7 protein-coding genes and 1 other RNA gene are annotated in these 21,723 nt (G+C 39.9%); 2 read left to right on the top strand and 6 right to left on the bottom strand.

Going from position 1 to position 21,723, the window contains the following annotated elements:
* Positions 1 to 77: 77 nt before the first annotated feature.
* The 3 genes from rnpB to B7697_RS06190 all read right to left on the bottom strand — a co-directional run bounded on the left by rnpB (position 78) and on the right by B7697_RS06190 (position 1,409).
* Positions 78 to 459: RNase P RNA component class B (rnpB, locus tag B7697_RS06200), an RNA gene on the bottom strand.
* Between the two features lie 20 nt (positions 460 to 479).
* Positions 480 to 809: a cell division regulator GpsB gene (gpsB, locus tag B7697_RS06195; protein WP_023946600.1), complete on the bottom strand. Its 330-nt coding sequence runs from the start codon at positions 807 to 809 to the stop codon at positions 480 to 482.
* A gap of 72 nt (positions 810 to 881) precedes the next feature.
* The gene (locus tag B7697_RS06190) at positions 882 to 1,409 is read right to left on the bottom strand and encodes an SLOG family protein (RefSeq protein WP_084947960.1); all 528 of its coding nucleotides are present in this window, start codon (positions 1,407 to 1,409) and stop codon (positions 882 to 884) included.
* Positions 1,410 to 1,475: 66 nt separating this feature from the next.
* On the opposite strand from B7697_RS06190, the gene recU reads away from it, so the two are divergent.
* Together recU and pbp1a are read left to right on the top strand one after the other, a co-directional pair.
* Positions 1,476 to 2,072, top strand: a complete 597-nt coding sequence (gene recU, locus B7697_RS06185) for a Holliday junction resolvase RecU (protein WP_084950834.1) — start codon at positions 1,476 to 1,478, stop codon at positions 2,070 to 2,072.
* Positions 2,069 to 4,258, top strand: coding sequence for a penicillin-binding protein PBP1A (gene pbp1a, locus B7697_RS06180; RefSeq protein ID WP_084950832.1), 2,190 nt, complete (start codon positions 2,069 to 2,071; stop codon positions 4,256 to 4,258). The genes recU and pbp1a overlap by 4 nt, the downstream gene beginning before the upstream one ends.
* Before the next feature lie 166 nt (positions 4,259 to 4,424).
* On the opposite strand, the gene B7697_RS06175 is transcribed toward pbp1a, so the two are convergent.
* The 3 genes from B7697_RS06175 to B7697_RS06165 all read right to left on the bottom strand — a co-directional run bounded on the left by B7697_RS06175 (position 4,425) and on the right by B7697_RS06165 (position 21,561).
* Entirely contained in the window at positions 4,425 to 12,749 is an 8,325-nt protein-coding gene (locus tag B7697_RS06175) for an SIALI-17 repeat-containing surface protein (RefSeq protein WP_084950830.1), read from the bottom strand.
* Positions 12,750 to 12,891: 142 nt separating this feature from the next.
* The gene (locus B7697_RS06170) at positions 12,892 to 19,284 is read right to left on the bottom strand and encodes a SpGH101 family endo-alpha-N-acetylgalactosaminidase (RefSeq protein ID WP_084950828.1); all 6,393 of its coding nucleotides are present in this window, start codon (positions 19,282 to 19,284) and stop codon (positions 12,892 to 12,894) included.
* A gap of 297 nt (positions 19,285 to 19,581) precedes the next feature.
* Positions 19,582 to 21,561: a peptide ABC transporter substrate-binding protein gene (locus tag B7697_RS06165; protein ID WP_084950826.1), complete on the bottom strand. Its 1,980-nt coding sequence runs from the start codon at positions 21,559 to 21,561 to the stop codon at positions 19,582 to 19,584.
* Between the last annotated feature and the right edge of the window lie 162 nt (positions 21,562 to 21,723).

Genomic DNA, 21,723 nt, shown 5'->3' with positions numbered 1-21,723 from the left:
TCTTATAAGACCTTTCTATATGTCCACTTTAAAAAATGAGGTTGAGAAAATTTCTCAGCCCCAACCTATATGCAATTTTCTATAAGCCATGTTTTGTTCCAGAAGTGACTAGGACCACTTCCTTCGATAATCATCTGTCTACCACTAACAGCCTAGAGCTGATAGCAGTCAGAGTACTACGTTCGTTTCCGCGTACTCCATGCCCCGACCGAAATTTGGGTTGCTAGCTTGAGGGGTTTACCGCGTTCCACTCTCTCCGTTTCCAGAAAGACTCCGTCACTGTGGCACTTTCAAGCCTACTCTGACCTATCCAAGGACTTAGCCATTTCGACTGCCGTAACGATTTCTCGTCCCTAGGCTTATGGTTTCGCCTAGCACAAACACTACAGGCATCACAGCCTGTGCTAGCATGGACTTTCCTCATGAAAAGAAATTCTCCTCACGCGATTATCCAAAAATTGCACTTTTCAAATAAGCTCTTATAAATCAGAGTTATCCAAAATTTGCTTACCAAATACTTCTTTCTCAAGACGATTTAGACGTTTTAAAATATCAAAATTCGTCATAGAAGTTGTTGCTGTCATTTCAAGTGGTTCTGCTTGAACCGGTGCAGATTCAGGTTTGCGAGACAATTCTTCCTTCAACTCTGCAATTTCTTGACGGAGAGACTTGACTAAGGCAGCATAAGTTTCATAGTCCTTGATGACATCGTCCAAAAATTCATCAACTTCAACCTTACTATACCCACGGACTTCACGTCCAAACTCTTGCTCGAAAATATCTTTCGCTGAAAAAATAATACCTGCCATCTCTCTCTCCATTCTCGGTTTCTAATAGTATTATTATATAAAAAAAGGCAAACAAAAATCAAGGTCAAAGCCTTACTTTTCAGAAAAATTTTCTACTAGCTCATTTAAGTCTTCAAACGTTAACCTTTTTATGCGATAACCTTCCTGATTTTTCATCAAATTGTCTATAAATTTTAATTTGGTCTCATTTTCTGAATCATAGAAAAAATAAGCTAAATCAGTGTTTTCCAGCAAAAATCGTTGGTAGTCTCGTAGTTGCCCCATATGTTCATATTTAGGATAGGCATATTTGACAAAATCTACCTGCTTAAATTGGCTAAGTTTAAGCTGATTCGCTTCATTCCAATTTTCCCCGTGCGTTTCAAAATCAAAAATGGTTGCTAGGTTGAAATCATATTCTTCTTTCATTTCATTTGCGACATCCAGCACCCAAGATTCAAATCCCAAGTTTCCTGTAAAGACCAGCCATTTAATCCCTTCTTCTGCTAAACTTTCTAAATCACGGCGAATGGCTTTCTTTATAATTTTTAACCTGATATCTTTTTCATTAAACAAACCCAAGTCAAAATTAGAATATCCCATAATTAAAGCTGTAGTCATTTTTACACCTTTCTTTCTATTTTTATGGTATAATAGAGTGATGTTATTGTACCAATAAGGAGAAATATGGTCAACTATCCTCATAAAATTTCATCAAAAAAAAGCCAAACATCCATTTCTCAACCAAAAAATTTCGCAAATCGAGGAATGACTTTTGAAAAGATGATCAACGCTACAAACGACTACTATCTGACGCATGGTATGGCAGTTATCCATAAAAAGCCAACGCCTGTTCAGATTGTTCGAGTAGACTATCCTCAACGTAGTCGAGCCAAAATTGTAGAAGCCTACTTTAGACAAGCTTCCACAACAGATTACTCTGGCGTATATAGAGGACATTACATTGACTTTGAAGCCAAGGAAACGCGACAAAAGAATGCTATTCCAATGAAGAACTTCCATCTTCACCAGATTCAACATATGGAACAAGTTCTAGAACAGCAGGGCATTTGCTTCGTACTACTTCATTTTTCTTCTCGACAAGAAACTTATTTGTTGCCGGCACTTGATTTGATTCGCTTTTATCATCAAGATAAGGGCCAAAAATCAATGCCACTTGGATATATTCAAGAATATGGATATTTGATTGAGCAAGGCGCCTTTCCTCAAATTCCCTATCTCGACATTATCAAAGAACATTTACTAGGTGGTAAAACAAGATGAACAAACAAACTATCCTGCGAATAGCTAAGTATGCAAGTATCGGCTTCTTAACTGTATTTATCGCAGCTGTTGTCCTAGGCGGAGGGCTTTTTCTCTACTATGTTAGCAAAGCTCCATCTCTGTCCGAAAGTAAACTAGTCGCTACAACTTCAAGTAAGATATACGATAACAAAGACGAACTGATTGCCGATCTTGGAGCAGAACGTCGTGTCAATGCACAATCAAATGAAATTCCAACGGAATTAGTTAATGCTATTATTTCCATTGAAGACCATCGTTTCTTTAATCACCGTGGAGTTGATACTATTCGTATCCTTGGGGCAGCATTGAGAAATCTTCGAGGTGGAGGGGGTCTCCAAGGAGCTTCAACCTTGACTCAGCAATTGATTAAGTTAACTTATTTTTCTACTTCAACTACTGATCAAACCTTGTCACGTAAAGCTCAGGAAGCTTGGCTAGCTGTTCAACTAGAACAAAAAGCAACCAAGCAAGAAATCCTGACCTACTACATCAACAAAGTCTACATGTCTAACGGTAACTATGGAATGCAAACCGCAGCTCAAAATTACTATGGAAAAGACTTGAAGGATTTAAGCCTGCCACAGTTAGCACTCCTAGCCGGAATGCCTCAAGCACCAAACCAATATGATCCTTATTCCCATCCAGAAGCTGCTCTAGAGCGTCGAAACTTAGTACTTTCAGAAATGAAGGGACAGAAATATATCAGTGCAGAAGATTACGAAAAAGCTATTAATACGCCTATCACTGATGGACTTCAAAGCTTGAAGTCAGCCAATAGTTACCCTGCCTATATGGACAACTATCTCAAAGAAGTAATCGACCAAGTCGAACAAGAAACGGGCTACAACCTTCTTACCACAGGTATGGAAGTCTATACTAATGTCGACAAAGATGTTCAACAGCGACTTTGGGATGTTTACAATACAGATGAGTACGTTGCTTATCCAGATGATGAACTTCAAGTAGCTTCCACTATTGTGGATGTAACAAATGGTAAAGTCATTGCTCAGTTAGGTGCCCGTCACCAATCAAGTAATGTATCTTTCGGAATCAACCAAGCCGTTGAAACCAACCGTGACTGGGGTTCTACTATGAAACCAATCACTGACTATGCTCCCGCTTTAGAATATGGAGTCTATGACTCTACTGCTTCTATTGTACATGATGTTCCTTATAACTATCCTGGTACTGATACTCCTGTCTACAACTGGGATCATGGCTACTTTGGGAATATTACAATTCAGTATGCACTCCAACAATCACGTAATGTTACAGCAGTTGAAACTTTAAATAAAGTTGGTTTAGATCGAGCGAAAACCTTCCTAAATGGCTTAGGTATCGATTATCCAAGCATCCACTATGCTAACGCCATTTCAAGTAATACAACAGAATCTAACAAACAATACGGTGCAAGTAGTGAAAAAATGGCTGCTGCTTATGCTGCCTTTGCTAATGGTGGTATTTACCACAAACCAATGTATATCAATAAAATCGTCTTCAGTGATGGTAGTGAAAGAGAATTTTCTGATGCTGGTACACGAGCTATGAAAGAAACTACTGCCTATATGATGACCGAAATGATGAAAACTGTTTTAGCATACGGAACCGGACGTGGTGCTTACCTACCATGGCTTCCACAAGCAGGTAAGACAGGTACTTCTAACTATACTGACGACGAAATTGAAAAGTATATCAAGAACACTGGCTACGTAGCTCCAGATGAAATGTTTGTAGGTTATACTCGTAAGTATTCTATGGCTGTATGGACTGGTTACTCAAATCGTTTAACTCCAATCGTTGGAGATGGTTTCCTAGTTGCTGCTAAGGTTTATCGCTCAATGATATCGTATCTATCGGAAGATGACCAACCTGGAGATTGGACGATGCCCGATGGCTTATATCGAAATGGAGAATTCGTCTTTAAGAACGGGGCTCGTTCTACATGGACTGCTCCTGCTACTCAACAAAGTTCTACATCTACTCCTGCAAGTCAGGCTCCAGAGACATCAACTTCTCAATCAAGTGTAACGACACAAAACACAAATCCAAATGTAAATGCAAATACAACTACTCCAAATGCTGGAACTAACGAGAATACAGCTACACAACAACCAAGTACCAATCAAGGTCAGCCTAACCAAAATCCTCAGCCAGCACAACAATAAATTACTAACCACCCAATTTTTGGGTGGTTTTTCAATCTTTTCTTTATTCAATCAATAATTAGATAATAAAAACCTGAGAAGTCTACTTGTACTTCTCAGATTTTTTGTTCTATACACTCCACTGGTTTAGAATACTATTAAGAAAGAGTTTAATTGTCATACACAACTAATCTTTTTTGCTTTTTGCTACAAATATAGCAGATAAGGCTAGTCCAACACTTGCCAAGAAAATAGCTGTTTCTGACTGTTTTTCACCAGTTTCTGGCAATCTCTTGTCTTCCTTGGCAACTTGAACTGGTGCTTCTGGAGTCTTAGATTTTTCTAACGAACTTAGCTTAAATTCTGGTTTTTCTACTGTCGGAGCTGATTGGTCACCTACGGTTGATAATGGACCTGTGTAGGCTGGTAGCTCATGTTTCAAGGCCATAACGGAGTTAACTCCACCCTTGAACTCTGGTTTCTCTACTGTCGGAGCTGGTTGGTCACCTACGGTTGATAATGGACCTGTGTACTCTGGTAGTTCGTGTTTCAAGGCCATAACGGAGTTGACTCCACCCTTGAACTCTGGTTTCTCTACTGTTGGAGCGGCTTGGTCACCTACGGTTGACAATGGACCTGTATAAGCTGGTAGCTCATGTACCAAAGCTTCAGCTGCATTCACACCACCCTGAAACTCTGGTTTCTCTACTGTCGGTGCAGCTTGGTCACCTACGGTTGACAATTGACCTGTGTAAGCTGGTAGCTCATGTACCAAAGCTTCAACTGCATTTACACCACCTGTAAATTCAGGTACCTCAAGCACTGGTGCTGGTTCTTCACCCTTGCTTGATTGAACAGGTTCTTCTGTCAATTCTTGATAGAAGCTCGCCAATTCATAAAACTCAGCCTTGCCACCTTCCCAGACCAGTTTAACATCTAGAAGAGAACCACCATTTCGGATAGCAAAGGTTTGGAGACTAGATGTAATGGCACCAAGATCTGTCCAACTTTCTTGTCCATCCTTAAGTGTTCTCGCTTGAACTCGTGCTTTCGCTCCTTCAGGAAGGCTTGAAACAAGGCGTAGATGGTTGGCATTGGTTGGTTCTGATAAGTGGTAAACCAATTCACCCTTATCTTGTTCCGCCTTGTAGCTAGTCAAGACTTTTCCGTCTACGAGATTAGTATAGAAGTTGCCTCGGCTTTCGCCACCGTTTCCTTCTACAGTTGGATCATTAATTGGTTTGACAAATTCGCCATCATTGATCACCAATTCTGTAAATCCTACAAAACGAGCATCATAGTCAGCTGTATAGAGGACACGAAGATAGTTGGCTTTGACTGGTGTCGTCAATTCACCCTCGATGTAACGATTTCCTGGCATCTTAGAATCATGTGTCCAACCATCTGTCAATGAATCATCGTGTGTACTATTGGCTACACCATCTCCCACTGTCACAACATCTGTCCAAGTTTTACCGTCTTGGCTGACTTGGATTTTACCATCACGAAGATAGTTTTGAGTTCCGTCTTGGATGTAGGCTCTGATCTTCTTGATAGTGCGTTCGCTACCAAGTTTCAAGGTTACATGGCCGTCTTTATGGGCATAGTCTGAAAACTCAACGAAGTTGTTGTACACACCATCAAACAATTGATCGAGGTTATTAATCTTACGAACATCATTGCTTCCATATGTTGGATGAATACCCATAGTTGTTGATTCTAGTGTTGTTGGTTGGACTTCTTTGGTAGTTACTAGAAGAGAAGTAGATGGAACAGCCTGCTCTTGATCTGTCTTATTAACAAGACGAACATAACGTACCAAGTGGGTTGCGACAGTTCTGTCTGTCAACTGGCTAGCTGGTGTCCATTCTTGAGCATTTGCAGAATACTCTAGACTGAGTGCTGGATTTGTTTGACCTTGGAGCTGGATGCTTTTGACTTGATGGATACGGTCAAGTTTCATTCCTAGATAGCTATTTGCAGGAAGTTTAGTTCCAGCTGGAATTTGAAGTTCATAACGACCAAGGCTATCAAATACTGGCGTTTCTTTCAAAGCATCCACGTTGGTGTCTGTTAAGTCGCTATTGCCAGAGCGTGTCTCAACAGAGAAGTCTTGGATACGCCACCAAAGGTCACTTGCCTTGGTATTGCGTACTCGGATATAACGAGCATTGATAGCTCTAGTCACTTCCTTAGTTTGTTCTCTTGATAGGCGATCTAACTCTTGCCATGCAGATCCATCTGTAGAGTACTCAAGTACACCTGCTGCAAGTTTATCGCCAGTTCCTTGGCGAAGACGAACTTTAGTGACTGACTTGACTTCACCTAGGTCAAGTTGTGCCCAGGCATCTACTGGAGTCGTATTGCTGCCGTCAGCATTTGCCATCATAGCTTCTGTATTATCTTTACCATCAGTAATTTGACTTGCTGATGTTCTCAATTTATAAACTAGATTTGAGCTGAGGCTAATTGTAGCAGTTTGTTGTTTACGAGCGTTCTCTACTGGACGATTTACTGCAATCTCGCGAACTGCAAACCAGGTGTCATCACGATCTTCTGTAGCAATCATACGTACTGCTTTAGCTTTGATGTTAAGATTTTCAAACTGAACAAGTGACTCATTACCAACATAAGTTGGTTCTTTCAAACTTATCCAATTATCTTTTTCATCTTGATACTGCACTTCAGCCTTACTAAAGGTATCACGTGGATTTGCCTGAGTTCCCATAGCAAAGGTCAATGTTTGGATATCTACCGGTTTGTTAAATTTCATACCGATATAATCACCTGTCTTGATACTATTTGGTGATTTAATCAAAGCATGAGTTGCCAAGTCACCATCCGTTACTTCTGCCAAACCACCTTCTACACCTGTTCGATTGGTAATAAAGGTGCTGATGATTTGATCTGGATGCAAGACTTTTTGAACTTCAGAAGCTAGAACTTCTTTCAAGGATAGGATAAATGGACGGATATGTTGAACACCCAATTCAGCCTTTTCAAGATGGTCTACATAATGGAAGGTATGAGTTTGAGACTGTTCGTACAATTTCAAACCTTTATAGTAGCTATCCCAAAGTTTGGCTGCATCATTTGTAGCCATAGCCTCTGTTCCTGTTAGGAAGGCATCAAGGGCATTCATTTGGTCGATTGCATTATCCAACCAATAGTGGATCTGTGCAACCATTTTTTTATCACCTGATGCTTTATAAAGTTCAGCCGCTTCTTTAATCTTGGCAAATTCTGCACGCAAAGTTGCACGTTCTGCAGTTACATCCTGACCCGCTTTGAGCTTAGTCATGAAGTCTGTCAATTTTGGAGCCAATTCAACTGATTCTTCTAGTTTAACGACACGACCATCCATGTTTTGGTTGATCATATGCTTACCAAGTTCGCGGAAGGCTGCTGATACCTTGCTATCTTCAAAATGACCATTTTCAACAAAGTTGAAGGCAATGTCATTGAGTTTCTTAGCTTCTTCTTCTGATTTCCACTGTTTCCATGTATATTGAGCTCCAGCGAAGAGGGCTATCTTAGATGGTTCAGACTGTTGCATTGGGTTCAACATGATACCGGATAGCAAGCTTGGATCTACATTCGGATGAAGGAATTTCTCACCACCACCTAGAATCAAGTGTTGTTTAGAGTTATCTGTAACTGGCCAGTTCACCCAAAGTGATACTGGACGGTAAGTTTTACCACCTGCAGTTAGATTGTTCTTGAGAGTTGATAAGAAACCTTCAGAAACTTCACCCCAAATCTTACCACCCGTCAAGGTCATAGAGGTTGAACTTGGAAGATTTTCATTTAGAGATTTCAACTCTGCTTCACGCCCATTACCCCAATACTGACCTGGAACAAAGATCATTTCTTTGCGAAGACCGCTATAAGTTCCTTGCATTTCTGTCAACCAGTTGGTCATATCCTGCATCAAGCGGTTGTAGCTATTGTAGCCTCCAACTGGGCTTGGTGCATCATCGGCTAGAATACCAAATTCACGGACACCCACTTTCATCAACTGGGTAAATTTAGCCTTGATGGTTGCCAAGTCTTCTTGGTAATGCGCTTCATTACCAAAGCGGATACGGTTGTTCATGAATGGATGAATGGTCCAAACATAGCGAGTTTTACTTTGATTTCCGACGCGAGCAAGTTCACGAATTTCAGCTAGTTTTTCTTCTGGGTAAAGTTCACGCCATTTCTTGTTGTGGTATGGATCATCTTTTGGTGCGAAGAAGTATTGGGTCAATTTCAAATCGCCACCAAAACGCATGAGTTCAGCACGATCTGCATTAGACCATGGATTTCCATAGTAACCTTCGATGAAACCACGATTCTTGATTTCAGCGTAATCTTCCACTGTCACATTGCGAAGAACTGGAACTTGACTTTCCTTGAGCATGTGTTTCAAGGTTGTCAAACCATAGAAGACCGCATCTGTGTCTTTTCCGACGATGGAAATTGAGTTGTCCTTGACGGTCAAGGCATAGGCGTCAATCTTGTCAAAGAGTCCTGCTGAAACCTTGGACATGTTTTGTTCTGCTTGTGAGCCTCGTCCATGCACTCCAAGATAGATATTAGTTGCGCCAGCAACTGCTGATTGACTAGTAGTGTAGGATACTTGATTGTCCTGCAAGACACTCTTCAAGCGATTACGAGTATAGACATCGAGTTGATCTCCCATTACCAGATTGACTTGCTTACGAAGAGCTGTTACTCCTTCTCCATAAGTCACTTTTTGTGGAGTTGGGAAAACCTTGTACTCTTTCTTGAGATAATCTGCGCTCTTGCTGACAGCTGCAATACTGTCTTCGCTAGCTGGTTTACTTGCAGTGAATTGATCTGCCAATTCAACTGTTCCATCACCTGTTTGCTCGACTTTTGGAGTTTCAGGTGTAGATGGTTGTTCCGGTTCTGGTGTTTCTTGTCCCTCTTTGATAGGTTTCAATAGATGAACTTCAGCTGCACTTGCAAAGCCCCCAACACCTGATAGAACTTTCAACTCAATCTTGTTGGTATGAACCGCCGCAAAGTTAACTGTTTTTTCTTGAGCGTTGTTGTCCCAGCTTCCTTCTGAAACCTTGACCATTTGGCCATCTTTTTGTGCGTAGATTTCGTAGCGAGTAACGACTCCATTTCCACCACCTGGACGAGGAAGATAAGTCAAACCATTGACTTTTTCTGCTTCTTTCAAAGTCATAGAAAGAGTGTACGGAGCAGTATCACCAGTCCATTTAGTATGCCAGAAGGTGTTTGGATCATTGTCAAAGGCTTTTTCAACAGTGCCTTCAGTCGCTGTTCCTGGTGTTTCTTGACTAGTTGCAGAAACTGTGAAATGATCTGTTGGAATCAAACGAGGATTTACAAATGGTTTATCTGATAACTCTGCACTATGTAAAGTTCCTTTGAACCCACCGATGCTTTCAAGCGGTAGAACCAAGCTATTGTGAGCAAAGCGAGGGTGAGCTGGATTTGCGATACGTTCAATCTTCTCACCATCCACATAGAATTCCGTTGATTGTGGTTTGGTCACGATAGAGATTTGATAACGTTTGTTCTTTTCAAGTTTTTTCTTGAATTGGATATGGAACTGTTCAAATTGATAGGCAAGATAGCCGTCTTTATCAGCTAGATAGATACGGTTGTCTCCACTTGTTGAGAAGGTTTGTTCACCATCTCCAGTGACAGTTACATCAAACTTCAATACATGACTTGGACCAACATCACCTGCCAGGCCTTCAATACTACTATCTTTCTCAAAAGCCAATCCTTGCTCGCTTGTCTTCACCTTCTTGCTTGCATAGTTCTTCACTGTTTCAGGATTGATGGTAAACAAATCACTTTGATCAATCTCTTTTTCAGGATTTGACTGTGGCGCATAAGGGCTCGTTGGTAGGGTGCGTTCTGCAAAGGTCGCAGCCGCACGGTCAGATCCCCAAGTGCGTTCTGCAGTTGTTTGCATGCTCTTAAAGAAGCGTTTAAAGATATCATAAGATGTCAAACCTGTCTCATGAAGATCAATATTGTCATTCCAAACTGCGTGGCCACCACCAATTACATTTGGATTTGATGCTTCTAGAAGTGGACCATGACCTGTTCGGAAATCATTTGGTGTCCACCTATTATATTGTATTTCATAGTTAGCATAGTCACCATAAGCTGTTTGACGATTATCACCATTTGGTACACTATAGGTTGGAATATCTGTAATGTTGATAATCTTAGCTCCCTTAGCAATAGCTTCTTTTGGTTGCTGCCAGCCAATACTCCAGATATCAACTTCTACATCTTTCCAATCAACCGCTGTTTTACCTCGTTTCGCACTGAGCGATCCCCAAATACGAGGTGTATAGCCTTTCCCTTTAATGTATTTAATAAGGTCATTTACATAACGACGATAGCTTTCTCTACTTCCGTAGTATTCATCCGTTCCGATATGAACAGTAGATACCCCATGAAGTGGTGCATCTGGACCATCAAGAAGTTTGTCATAAACTGATTTGACAAAAGCCAGCGTTTCATCGTATTTATTATCTAGATCGAGCATGGCTACTCGCTCTACATTATGTTTACCTCTGTAATCGCTCAGGCTACCTTGATACATGAGGTCTGGACGAACTTTGACAAATGACAGAGCATGACCTGGTGTGTCAATTTCTGGAACTAGATTGATATGCAAGGCCTTAGCAAGTTTAATCAGATTTTGCATTTCTTCTTTAGTATAGTGCTCATCTGATGTTAATTTTTGACCATTCTTACCGACAATATCTGTCTCTACACGGAAACCTGTCTTAGCATGTTCTAGAACATACTTAAGCTCTTCTTCTTGTGTTAGGTTCTTACCTGCCAAGTGCTCTTTTAGGAAGATATAGTTATCGTTGAGGTGCAACTGCAAGTCGTTCATCTTGTAGTAAGCCATATTGAGCATGATGTCTACAAGGGTGTCATAAGGAATAAATTTACGACCTGTATCTAGCATAAAGCCACGGTGGCTGAAACTTGGGAAATCACGAATTTCTCCATTTTGGAGATTGCTTTCCCCCATTTGAAGAAGAGTACGAGTTGCGTAAAAGGCTCCTGTGTTTGTTGCAGCTTCGATGGTAATGACACCATCTTGGATAGTGATGGCATAACCTTCCTTACCATAACCCTTATTTTCAACTTTTTTAAATTCAATTCGTTTTTGAGCCTGCTTGTCACCTGTCGCAAGTTCCAATCCACGACTAGCAAGATCTGACTGGTAGAAAGTTGCTGCTTGTTCAAAGCCTGAATCTCCTGTCGCAAGAACTGTATCTGAAGTGATAGAAGATTGACCTTCTTTTCCATACCATTGTTGAACAGCTGGTGCTACTTTTGGTTTGATACCCACACCTTCGTCCTGATGTAGCCCCTTGATGACTACTTCAAATTCTTTAGTAAAGGTATGTGAATCTTTAATTTGCTCTACCATAACCTTAACGCGTTGATCAGTCAGAGGCTTATAAATGTGATTTTGAAGGTCAATCACACCTTGTTTGTTGCTACCGATAAGACTGACTTTTCCTGGTAAAGTTGGAAGTACTAAAGATTGTCCATCCTTAGCGACTGTCAATTCCGTAACTTGGCGAATATCTGTCACTTTAGTTGGATCAGGGATATTCGAATAAGCTCGAATTTCTTGAATACCAACGTTTCTCCAGCCCATTGTGCCCGCTTGATAGTCATTGATTTCTAACTTGAGATATTTAGCTTGAATACTATTGGCTAAGTCAACTTTCTCATCTAAAACAGGTTCTCCAGTCTTGGTATGAGCTAGTTTCCATTGTTTTTCTCCACTAGCATTTACATCATCTTGACCTGCATAGTAGAGGCTCCAAGATTTGATATTTGGATCATTTTGTCCCTTACGAACACGGCGATCCCAATCAATCTCTACATGCCTAATAAGTGTAGTTTTTGGAAGAGTTAATTCGAAAGTTGGTTTGTCAATATTTTGATTTGTTGCCCAACGAGTATCAGGATCCCCATCTACTGCCTTGTCAGCAGTATAAGGAGTACCAGTTTCTGAGTCGTTTACTTGAACAGTAACACCTTCTAAGTGGTTACGATCTTCTCTATCTTCAATTTGCTTTTCATCTGGTTTGATTGTAGGTGTAGCTGGTTCTACAGGTTTAGAATCTGCTTTTGGTGTTTCAACCGGCTTCAGAGTCTCAGCTGGTTTGGGAGCTGTTGGACTTGTTGCTTCAGTTGCTGCAGGACTTGTTCCTGCAGTATTTTCATGATTTTCTTCATGACCTGCATCTGCCGTCGCCTCTGATTCAGCTTTCTTTAAAACAGCTGCTAAATCGTCCGGCAACTTATCTAGTGGCTGAGCTTGTGTGATTGTTCCTTCTTTCTCAGGTGTTCCAACTGTCTCTGCAGCTTGCACTACATTTGCACCAAAGATACTAGCACCTATCAATACAGAGGCTGCACCAATTGCAAATTTTCGAATACTATAGTGACAACGTCTTTCAAAAAAATGTCTATCCATCTTTCTCCTATTCCTTTCTCCCACTTATTACAGTAAGCGGTCTCATTTTTGATTTGAAAATGGAGAGAACCTAGAGGTTCTCTCCAACTAAGTTATTTCTGTCTGAATTCTAGTTCCTGTAAGTTCTAAAATTCAGTCTTCTTTAATTTTCTTTTCGTTTTGTCGCAAGGACAGCAGCAGATAAGGCGAGACTGATGCTAGCTAGGAAGATAGCTGTATCAGATTGGCTTTCTCCCGTTTCTGGCAATCTCTTCTTATCTTCTGTTGAAACTGAAGTTTTAGATTCTGCAAGTTTACCTTGACCCAATTGACTAATCTGATACTCAGGTTTTTCAATAGTTGGTGCTGCTTGATCGCCTGCTGTAGCCAATAGTCCTTTGTAGGCTGGCTTTTCGTTTACCAAAGCTTCTACTGCATTGACTCCACCTTTGTATTCTGGCAATTCATGTACCAAAGCTTCCACTGCATTAGCTCCGCCTTTATATTCTGGAACTTCATTGACAGCTGCTTCTGCCGCATTAACACCACCTGTAAATTCAGGAATTTCAACTACTGGTGGTTCTTGATCTCCCTTACTTGTTAGTACTTCAGGTTCTGGAGTTGGTGTTGGTGTTGGCTCTGGGTTTGGAGCTGGCTCTTCAGTTTCTTTAATTTCTTTCAAGCCTTCTACCAATTTATCAAGTCCGTTTGGAGTTAATATGTTATGTTCTGCAAGACCATTCTTGTACGCTTCAACAGCTGCCAAGTATTCTTTCGCATCTTGACGATCAATCTTACGAACACGTTCTACTTCAGCATTGTATGCAGCTTCATCTAATGGTTTATCATCTTCAATTGGAAGGACGAAGCGTAATTCCGCTGCTGAAATATGTCCAGGATCACCGTATGTTTCGTTACCAGTAAAGATTGCTTTCTTCACTTTGATTGGAGCATCGAAGTTAATCACTTTTGTTTTCGCATTATTTTCCCATCCAGTAAAGCTAAAGTTATGTTCTTGTCCTTTTTCATCAATCACTGTAAGGCTACCGCTCATCACACGTCCGTTTGGACCTGAAGGACGAGGAACATATTCAAAGCGAGTTGATTCCATCGGATTATTGAACTCTACTGTTAATGGTTTCCCTAAGCTATTCACTCCATAAGGTGTATGCCATAAAGTATTTGTATTGCCATCAAATGCATACCATACATTATCTGCTTCTTCATAAGGAGCATCAAGATCATGGATATCGTCCCAATCTGGAGCGCTACGTTTCACAGCAAGTTTTTCTTTAGCCTCGTTAACGCGTTCTATAAGAGCTTTAGCATCATCCACACTAATATTATCGTCTGCTTCTAATAAAGCTGCTACAGCGTCTTTATAAGCATTTAATGAATCTTGTTTGTAGTTGCCATTTACGACTGGAGTATTCTTTTCGTATGCTTCATCGATGAGCATCTTACCAGTTAACTTGATTTCTTCAATTTCAAGGTTGTCTAACATGAAGTCTTTATAACCTTTGAAGTTGATTTCGTTATTGTTTGAATCTCCTTTAGTATCTGCACCACGCGCATTTGAATAAATACCAATCCAAGTATTTCCACCCTTTTCACCTGTTACATAGAAACTTACTTTCTTAGGAGTTGATGAATTTTCCCAAGTGTTTTCTAAATCGTATTTCGTTAATTTACTACGACGAGTATTTTCGCCATTACCGATTACGAATGAGTATGCTCCATGTGAACCTGCTTCATAATCGAAGGTTACTTTATAAGTCTTACCTTCTTCGAAGCGGAAGTTTTGTGGAATTGTTTGGTAAACGAGTTTGTCATTTCCTGTTAAACCGTTCGTCTTCAATGACCAATTTCCTTCGATAACATCGTTGACTTTCTTACCATTCCATCCACGTTGAGTATATGGTTCGTGTTTTTCAGATAAGTGAGTACGGTTATCTTGTACGCCTTCAACATCGCCGACTACGAATGGGAAGATACCTTGAGGCACTTCTTCAAAGTCTTGTTTGAATTTACCATTTCCTGTATCGTGTTTTTCGTTGTACATTACAGATTGGTTTTCAAATACACGAATTTCATCGAAGTAAGTTGCTGCTGCATCTGCATCACGTCCAAGTTCTAATGTCACATTAGAAATATCTTCGCCTGTTGTGAAGTATACATACATATTTTGGAAGTAACTTGTATTATCCACTGTCGCATTCTTCTTAAGTGTGTTATGCGCATGTGCTTGTACATAGTTCTTCGCAATTGATTTGTTTGTGTAGTTAGAAATTACTTTGTCGCCTACACGGATTGTGATATCTGCACGTGCATCGCTTCGGTTATCCACGCCTACATAAACAGCATATCTTGTATGTGGTTTCAAGTCTGTTAAGCGTTGTTTCAATGTCACACGTTCAGTGTTTCCTTGAATACGTAACATTTCGTTAGCTCCTTGAGATTTCACGATTTCAGCATGAGCGCTGTCACCAGTTTTTTCCCAATGATCTAATGTTCCGCTGTTGAAACCTTGGTCATAGATGTGTAGACCTTCACTCCAAACCATTGTCTTCTTGCCTTGAGGAGCTTTGTAAAGTACATATGGTTGGTTCGCATCGCCAGTAATTTGAATCTTACGGTCTGCGCCAACTGTTAATTCTACAACATCTTTCTTACCTTGGTCTGTTAGACGGTAAAGGTATACTTTATCTCCAGTCCAATCTTCTGGAAGAGTCCATTCAGTTGTTCCACCTTCAGTTGTGTAGAAGTACATCTTTTCTTTGTCGCCTGTTAAAGCTTTCCCATTTTCATCCCAGTTCCATGGTACTAAGTAGCTTCTACCATTTTCGATAACACGACCGTTTAATGTTGTGACACGTTTGCGGTAGTCTGGGCTGTTAGGGTCGTTTGATTGACGAACAATTTTCACTTCGTCCCCATTGTCATTTGTTAAATGAATTTCCATTTCTGGAGTCCACTTGTAGTTTTGACCATTGTCGCTCATTGCAACTGGGTTACCGTTTACCCATTTAGAAACTTTGTAGTGTTGGAAGTACTTTGTCATGATGTTGTTTTCGAAGAGGTTACGAATATATCCTTCGTAGTCGCTTCGACCTTGCCATCCTTCGAAGTCTTTCATGTTATATCCACCTAGTAATGGATAGTTAGCGGCACCACCGTAGCTTGGATAGTCACCCACCCATGAGTCTTTTTGGTGGTTACGAATGAATCGAGTGATATTTGAGTTAATACCTTTCAATGTATATCCACCGTAAGTTAAGTCAGCTGCCCAGTGTTGGAATGTTGAGTCATATTCCGCACCAAAGCCCCACTCAATAGCCATACGCCATCCTTGAGAGTTTAATTCTTTAGCAAGTACGTGAGTTGGCCAAGCAGTGTTATCTCCTGATTGTCCGTTACCCCAAACGTCCACATAAATGAAGTCTAAGTCAGCACCTAGTTTTTCTCTTAACTCTTTCCAACGATCCAAACGTCCATGAGCTAAGTCATATTCTGCATCGATGTTGATACCTTGGTCTAACCAGTTCCAACCGTACATATATGTTCCGTCAGAGTTTCTACGTAAAATCGCTTCGCTGAAGTATTTAGATTCAGGATATGTTTCAGAAGCATTGACGTGAATACCGATTTTAGCTCCGTATTCTTTTGCTCTTGCTAATAATTTCTTGAAGTCTTCAACGCCACCGATTCTCTTACCGATATCCGCATAGTTTAAGTGACCTGAGTCGTGACCTTCACTACCATACCCTTTAAGTAGGATTGATTGGCCTAAACCGTCCGTGTGTAAGTTAATCTTCTTAATACCATCTAATGTCATTAAGAATGGGTTTTGCGCTTGAGATGCGAAGTTCATCGCAATACGATACGCTACTAAATCTGGAACAGATTCTGCTCCTTTTGGATTGTTCATGATATTACGATATGCAATCGCACCATCTTGCCAGTCCACAACATTATCTTTGTTTAAGTCTTTTGTGATGACTACTTTAGAACTTGGTAATTCTAATGTGTATTCTGGGAATACTAAGTTCTTATAAGCACGTTGGTACCAGTAAGGTGAGCTTTGGATACCTAAGTAGTTTACGCCTTCTACACGTTCTAACGCTGTTGTTAAACGTGCAAAGTCATTTCCTCTGTATGTAAATTGAGAGTTACTCCAAACAGATGCTGCTAATTCATTAGAAGAAACAAATCCATACATGAAGCCGTAAGTATATTCATTCATCTTGCCTTCTTTCAAGTCTAAATGATAGTCCCCACGATTATGTGTATTTGTTGACATTTGAGCTCCATCGAATTTCGCACCTTGTTTGTTTGAACCAACAGAAACAAGTGTGTTTCCTGGGAATTCAATTGTTTGGATTAATTTTCGTACATTGTCGATTGGTTTGCCCATTTCAACATTGTTTTTGTTCACTACTTTTGTTACATCGAAATGCATTTCGTTGCCGACTAATTGTAATTTCACAGTAATTTCAGCGTTGATGAATTCATCATCGTTTCTTACTGTCATTACATATTCAGCAGTAGTGTCATCAATCTTACGGTATTGAACTTTTGGAGTGACTAATACACCGTTGATTGACATTTTATCTAATTTTTGAACTTGACCTGTTAACGTTTTTCCATCTAATTCATACTCTTTAACACGTGGAAACGCCGTGTCAATAATCGCTTTTAATTGTTCTGATTGTAATGTTTCATAATGAACATCTTGATCGTTACGACGTAAACCATCATCCACAGCCGGAGTTTCTTCTTCTGGCTTAATGTTTTCTTGATTATCTGCTTTGATTGATACAGATGATAATTCTTTATAATAAGTTCCTGCTTTAAGGTAAACTTTATTCACATCCGCTAAAGCTTTCTTAACAGCTTCTGGAACGACTTCTGTGCTAAATAGAGCTTGTCCATTATTTGTAGCGTTTAATTGACCATCTTTCTTATACACGATTGATAGGTGGTTTTCTTCCCCAACAGCTGGTCCTTCAACACGAGTTTTGCTATACCAAGTGTTTACGTTTGGGCCTTTGTATTGCCAGAACCAACCGCCCTTGTCATAACCTACAAAGATGTTGTTGTTATTATCTTTATATTTTAGATATACCCCAAAGCGTGTTTCAGCTGGAGGGGTGTTTGCCTTGAACGTTAAGTCAACGCTTACATTTCCTTCCGCATCCGCCTGTAATCCAGCTTTTTCAAATAAAGCTTCGTTTGCTCCATTGTCGTTAGCTGTTGTTGAAGTTAATTTGTTGTAGCGTACTCCGCCTTCTTCAACGACTTCAACATTCCCTTTCACACGGCTTACTGAGTCCCACTCTTTTTTCACTTCGGCAGTAGCGCCGCTAGTTTCTCCCGTTGCTGCTTCAGCTGGTTTATTCTCAGCTGGTTTGTTTTCAACTGGTTTTTCTTCTTTCGGCTTATCTTCTTTTGGCTTTTCTTCAACTGGTTTTTCAGTTTCCTCTAAATTCGCTGGTTTTGAACTAGAGATTCCCTTAATATGATCTTGGATCCATTTTAATTGTGCTGGAGAGAAAAGGATTCCTCCACTACGAACGCCAACCACACCATTTTGATGAACCCCAATCAATTTACCATCCGTGTCAAAGATACCGCCACCGCTAGCACCTGGTTGTCCACCTTGATAACCAACTCCTTGGACTCCTTCACCATAAGATTCAGCAAAATCCACAGCAGTGTTAATAACTGGTGCCAACTTACCAGCAGGATAGCCAAACATATTGACTTTATCCCCAACTTTCTTAACAACTGGCTTTTCAGTAACTTCAACAGGAGCATTTTCAAGAACTGTACGCAATCTTACAAGAGCCAAATCATTCTTATAACCCTTTAGATAGCCATCTCGATCCCAGTGAATCACATCTTTTTTACTAAATTTTACATCTTCTAAACCAGGGTAAGAGATACTAAAAATATCACCATCCCCTTTGTCATTATCCACAACCTTACGAATATTTCCATCTTGTTGATCCTTGATAAAGTTGTGAGAAACAGTCAAAACAAGATCCTTACCAATGACAATACCACTACCTTCTCCTGATGGAGTCTTAATCTTAACAGTAGCGCCATAGTTCAATTCTCCATTTTTTGTTTTGGCAACATCTTCAGGAACTAAACTACCAGTATCTTGTGCTAATTGGTCTTTATTTACTTCTTTACCATTATCAGTAGCTTTTTCAAGCTTTCCTTCCAATTCTTTCGGTAACTTGTCAGTAGTTTCTTTGTTTTCCTTTTCAAGAGCTAATAACTCTTCTTCAGTTTTTGGTCCATCTGTTGTTTCAGCAGAACCTGGATTTGCTGCTGCAGCTTCCTTATCGAACTCTCGTCCATTATCACTCGCTTTTTTATCCAAATCAGCTAGCTCACTTGGCAAATTATCTGTTGAGCCAACTGTTGGTGTGTTAGCCATTACTGGAGCAGTAGCAAAAAAACTAGCTCCAATCATAACTGAAGCAGCACCTAGTGCAAATTTACGAATGCTGTATGTACATCGTTTTTCAAAAAATCGTTTATCCATTAACTCCTGATTCCTTTCATCAATCTTCGTAAGCGTTTACATTTCTTGTTCGAAAAATACTCCTTTCTATCTGAAAAGTGCAATGCTTAACGTTTATAAAAATAATTACACTTTTAATATAACAATTTTTAATAGATAAAGCAATAGAAAAGCTAGGAAAATTGCTAATTTTTTTTCTTAATTCTGACAAAATCATACTTTGAAATTAAGGGGAAAATTGTAACATAATAAAAAGGATTTAGCATTCCTATCGAATGCTAAATCCTTTATCATTCTGTTTCAATAGATGATTAAAATCTACTTCACATGTTTTGCAAGTTCTTCTTGAGCTTTTTTATTGGATTCTTCTTTTTCTTTCATCCATTTATCTTGAGCTTTTTGGTATTCATCTGCAGTGACTGCCTTGTCTTGAAGTTCAAGATATTTGTATCGGAGCGGATCGCTTGTCCCCTTGTTTCCTGCGAAAGAGAAAGGTAAGGTAAATGGTACCATCTTAGACAAGATTGGACGCCCTGTACGAGATGTCGTTGGAATGACTAGGGCACTATCTGTCAACCATGCTTGAGCTTCGGCATACTTGTTATAACGTTTTGTAACATCTGTAGTTTCTTCCCCTGCTTCATTGACCATTTTATCATAATCATTGAGACCAACCTTTTTAGCCGCCTCATTGTCTTTTCCTGAATCAAATCCTAGGTAAGTTCTCGTATTTTCTCCTACAGAAGGCTTGATGATATCAAGATAAGTTGATGGATCTGAGAAGTCTGGCCCCCATCCAACGTTATCAGAAAGATCCCAATCTTCGCCAGCAGCAGTTTGTGCAAATAAAGTGACATTAAGCACTTCATCTTTTTGCAATTGTTGAATATCAATAATGACATTATCAGTTCCTAAAGTTGCTTCCAAGGATTGTTTCATAGATTGGACACGTTGAACTTTTGTAGTTGCTGTTTGGTCAACAGGCATATCTAGGTGAATAGGGAAGGTTACGCCTTCAGCTTGAAGGGCTGCCTTAGCTTTGGCAAATTCTGCCTTGGCTTTCTCTGGATTATAGAGACCATCTTGGGCATCAGCAAGGTTCACATCCTTCCATTCATCCCCATAAGTCACCAATTTTTCTTTGACCATGTCACCAAAGCTTTTCCCATCTGCTTGGACAAATGTTGGTGGTACAAAAATATTACGTAAGATTTTGCTTGCACCGTTTTGTCCATTTAGCTGAGAGGCATAAGCTGTACGATCAAATCCAAAGGCAATAGCCTGACGGAAATCCTTGTTTAACAAAGCCTTTTTAGTTGAAGTCTTTTGTTCTTCACTAGTCTTAGATGTATATTTGTAAGATTGACGGTCAATATTTGTCCCTACTACATAAGTCGTAGAGTCCTGTTGTGTATAGACAATATTGTCCTTCATCTCTTTCTCAAGCTCTGCGAAACTTGCACTTGTTGGATAGAGACGGGCTGCTGAAAGACTACCATCTTTAAAGTTTTCTGCAGGTTTACTAGTATCTTGACCATCCCAGAATGACAATTTGACTTTGTCAATATGGACATTGTCTTTATCCCAGTAATTAGGATTTTTTGCAAATTCAACAGTAGATTTTGTCACAATGGATTTCAACAAATATGGACCATTATACAAGATGCTGCTTGGATCTGTTGCTTTAGCAAAATCATCCCCTTTTGAGTTTAAAAACTCTTCATTAACTGGTGCCAAAACACCCATTGTTGTTTTAGAGTTCCAAAAACTTTCAGGTTTGTTCAAAGTGTATTGGACTGTTTGATCATCAATTGCTTTAATCCCAACTTGAGAGAAATCTTTACTTTCCCCTTTAGCATAGGCATCCAGTCCTTTGATTGAGTCCTGTACCAAGTATAGGGCTTCTGATTTCTTATCTGTAGCATATTTAAGACCTGTCACAAAGTCCTGAGCCTTAACAGGAGCATACTCTTCTCCTTCAGATGTGTACCACTTGGCATCCTGACGAATCTTATAAGTGTAAGTCAATCCATCCTTAGAAACTGACCAGTCCTCTGCCATTGAGGGAATAAGGTTCCCGTATTTATCATTTTCAAGCAATCCATCAATCACATTACTAGTAATGTCAGCAGTCGCTGCCTTACCAGTTGTTAAATAGTTGAGGTTATCTGGGTCTGTCTCGTAGGTAAATGCAAAAGTCTGCTCACCTTTAGTAGCAGAACCACCAGAACAAGCCGCTAAGACACCAGCTGCTAATAAAGTGACTCCCGCAAGAGCCAATACTTTCCTTGTTTTCATAGTATTCTCCTTTGTTTTTCTATCCATTATAGACCCTTTTTTAAGTTCTGTCAATAGAATTTTCTGAATTTTCATGTTTAGTTGTTATTTTCTGACAACTATTTAATCTTTTTTCATTTTTTAATACACTTTTAACTATAAAAAAAAGGGAACTCAGTAATT

It is taken from the genome of Streptococcus mitis (assembly GCF_002096895.1).
In the GTDB taxonomy this organism is placed as follows: domain Bacteria; phylum Bacillota; class Bacilli; order Lactobacillales; family Streptococcaceae; genus Streptococcus; species Streptococcus mitis_AH.
This window is presented reverse-complemented; position numbering and strand designations above follow the sequence as displayed.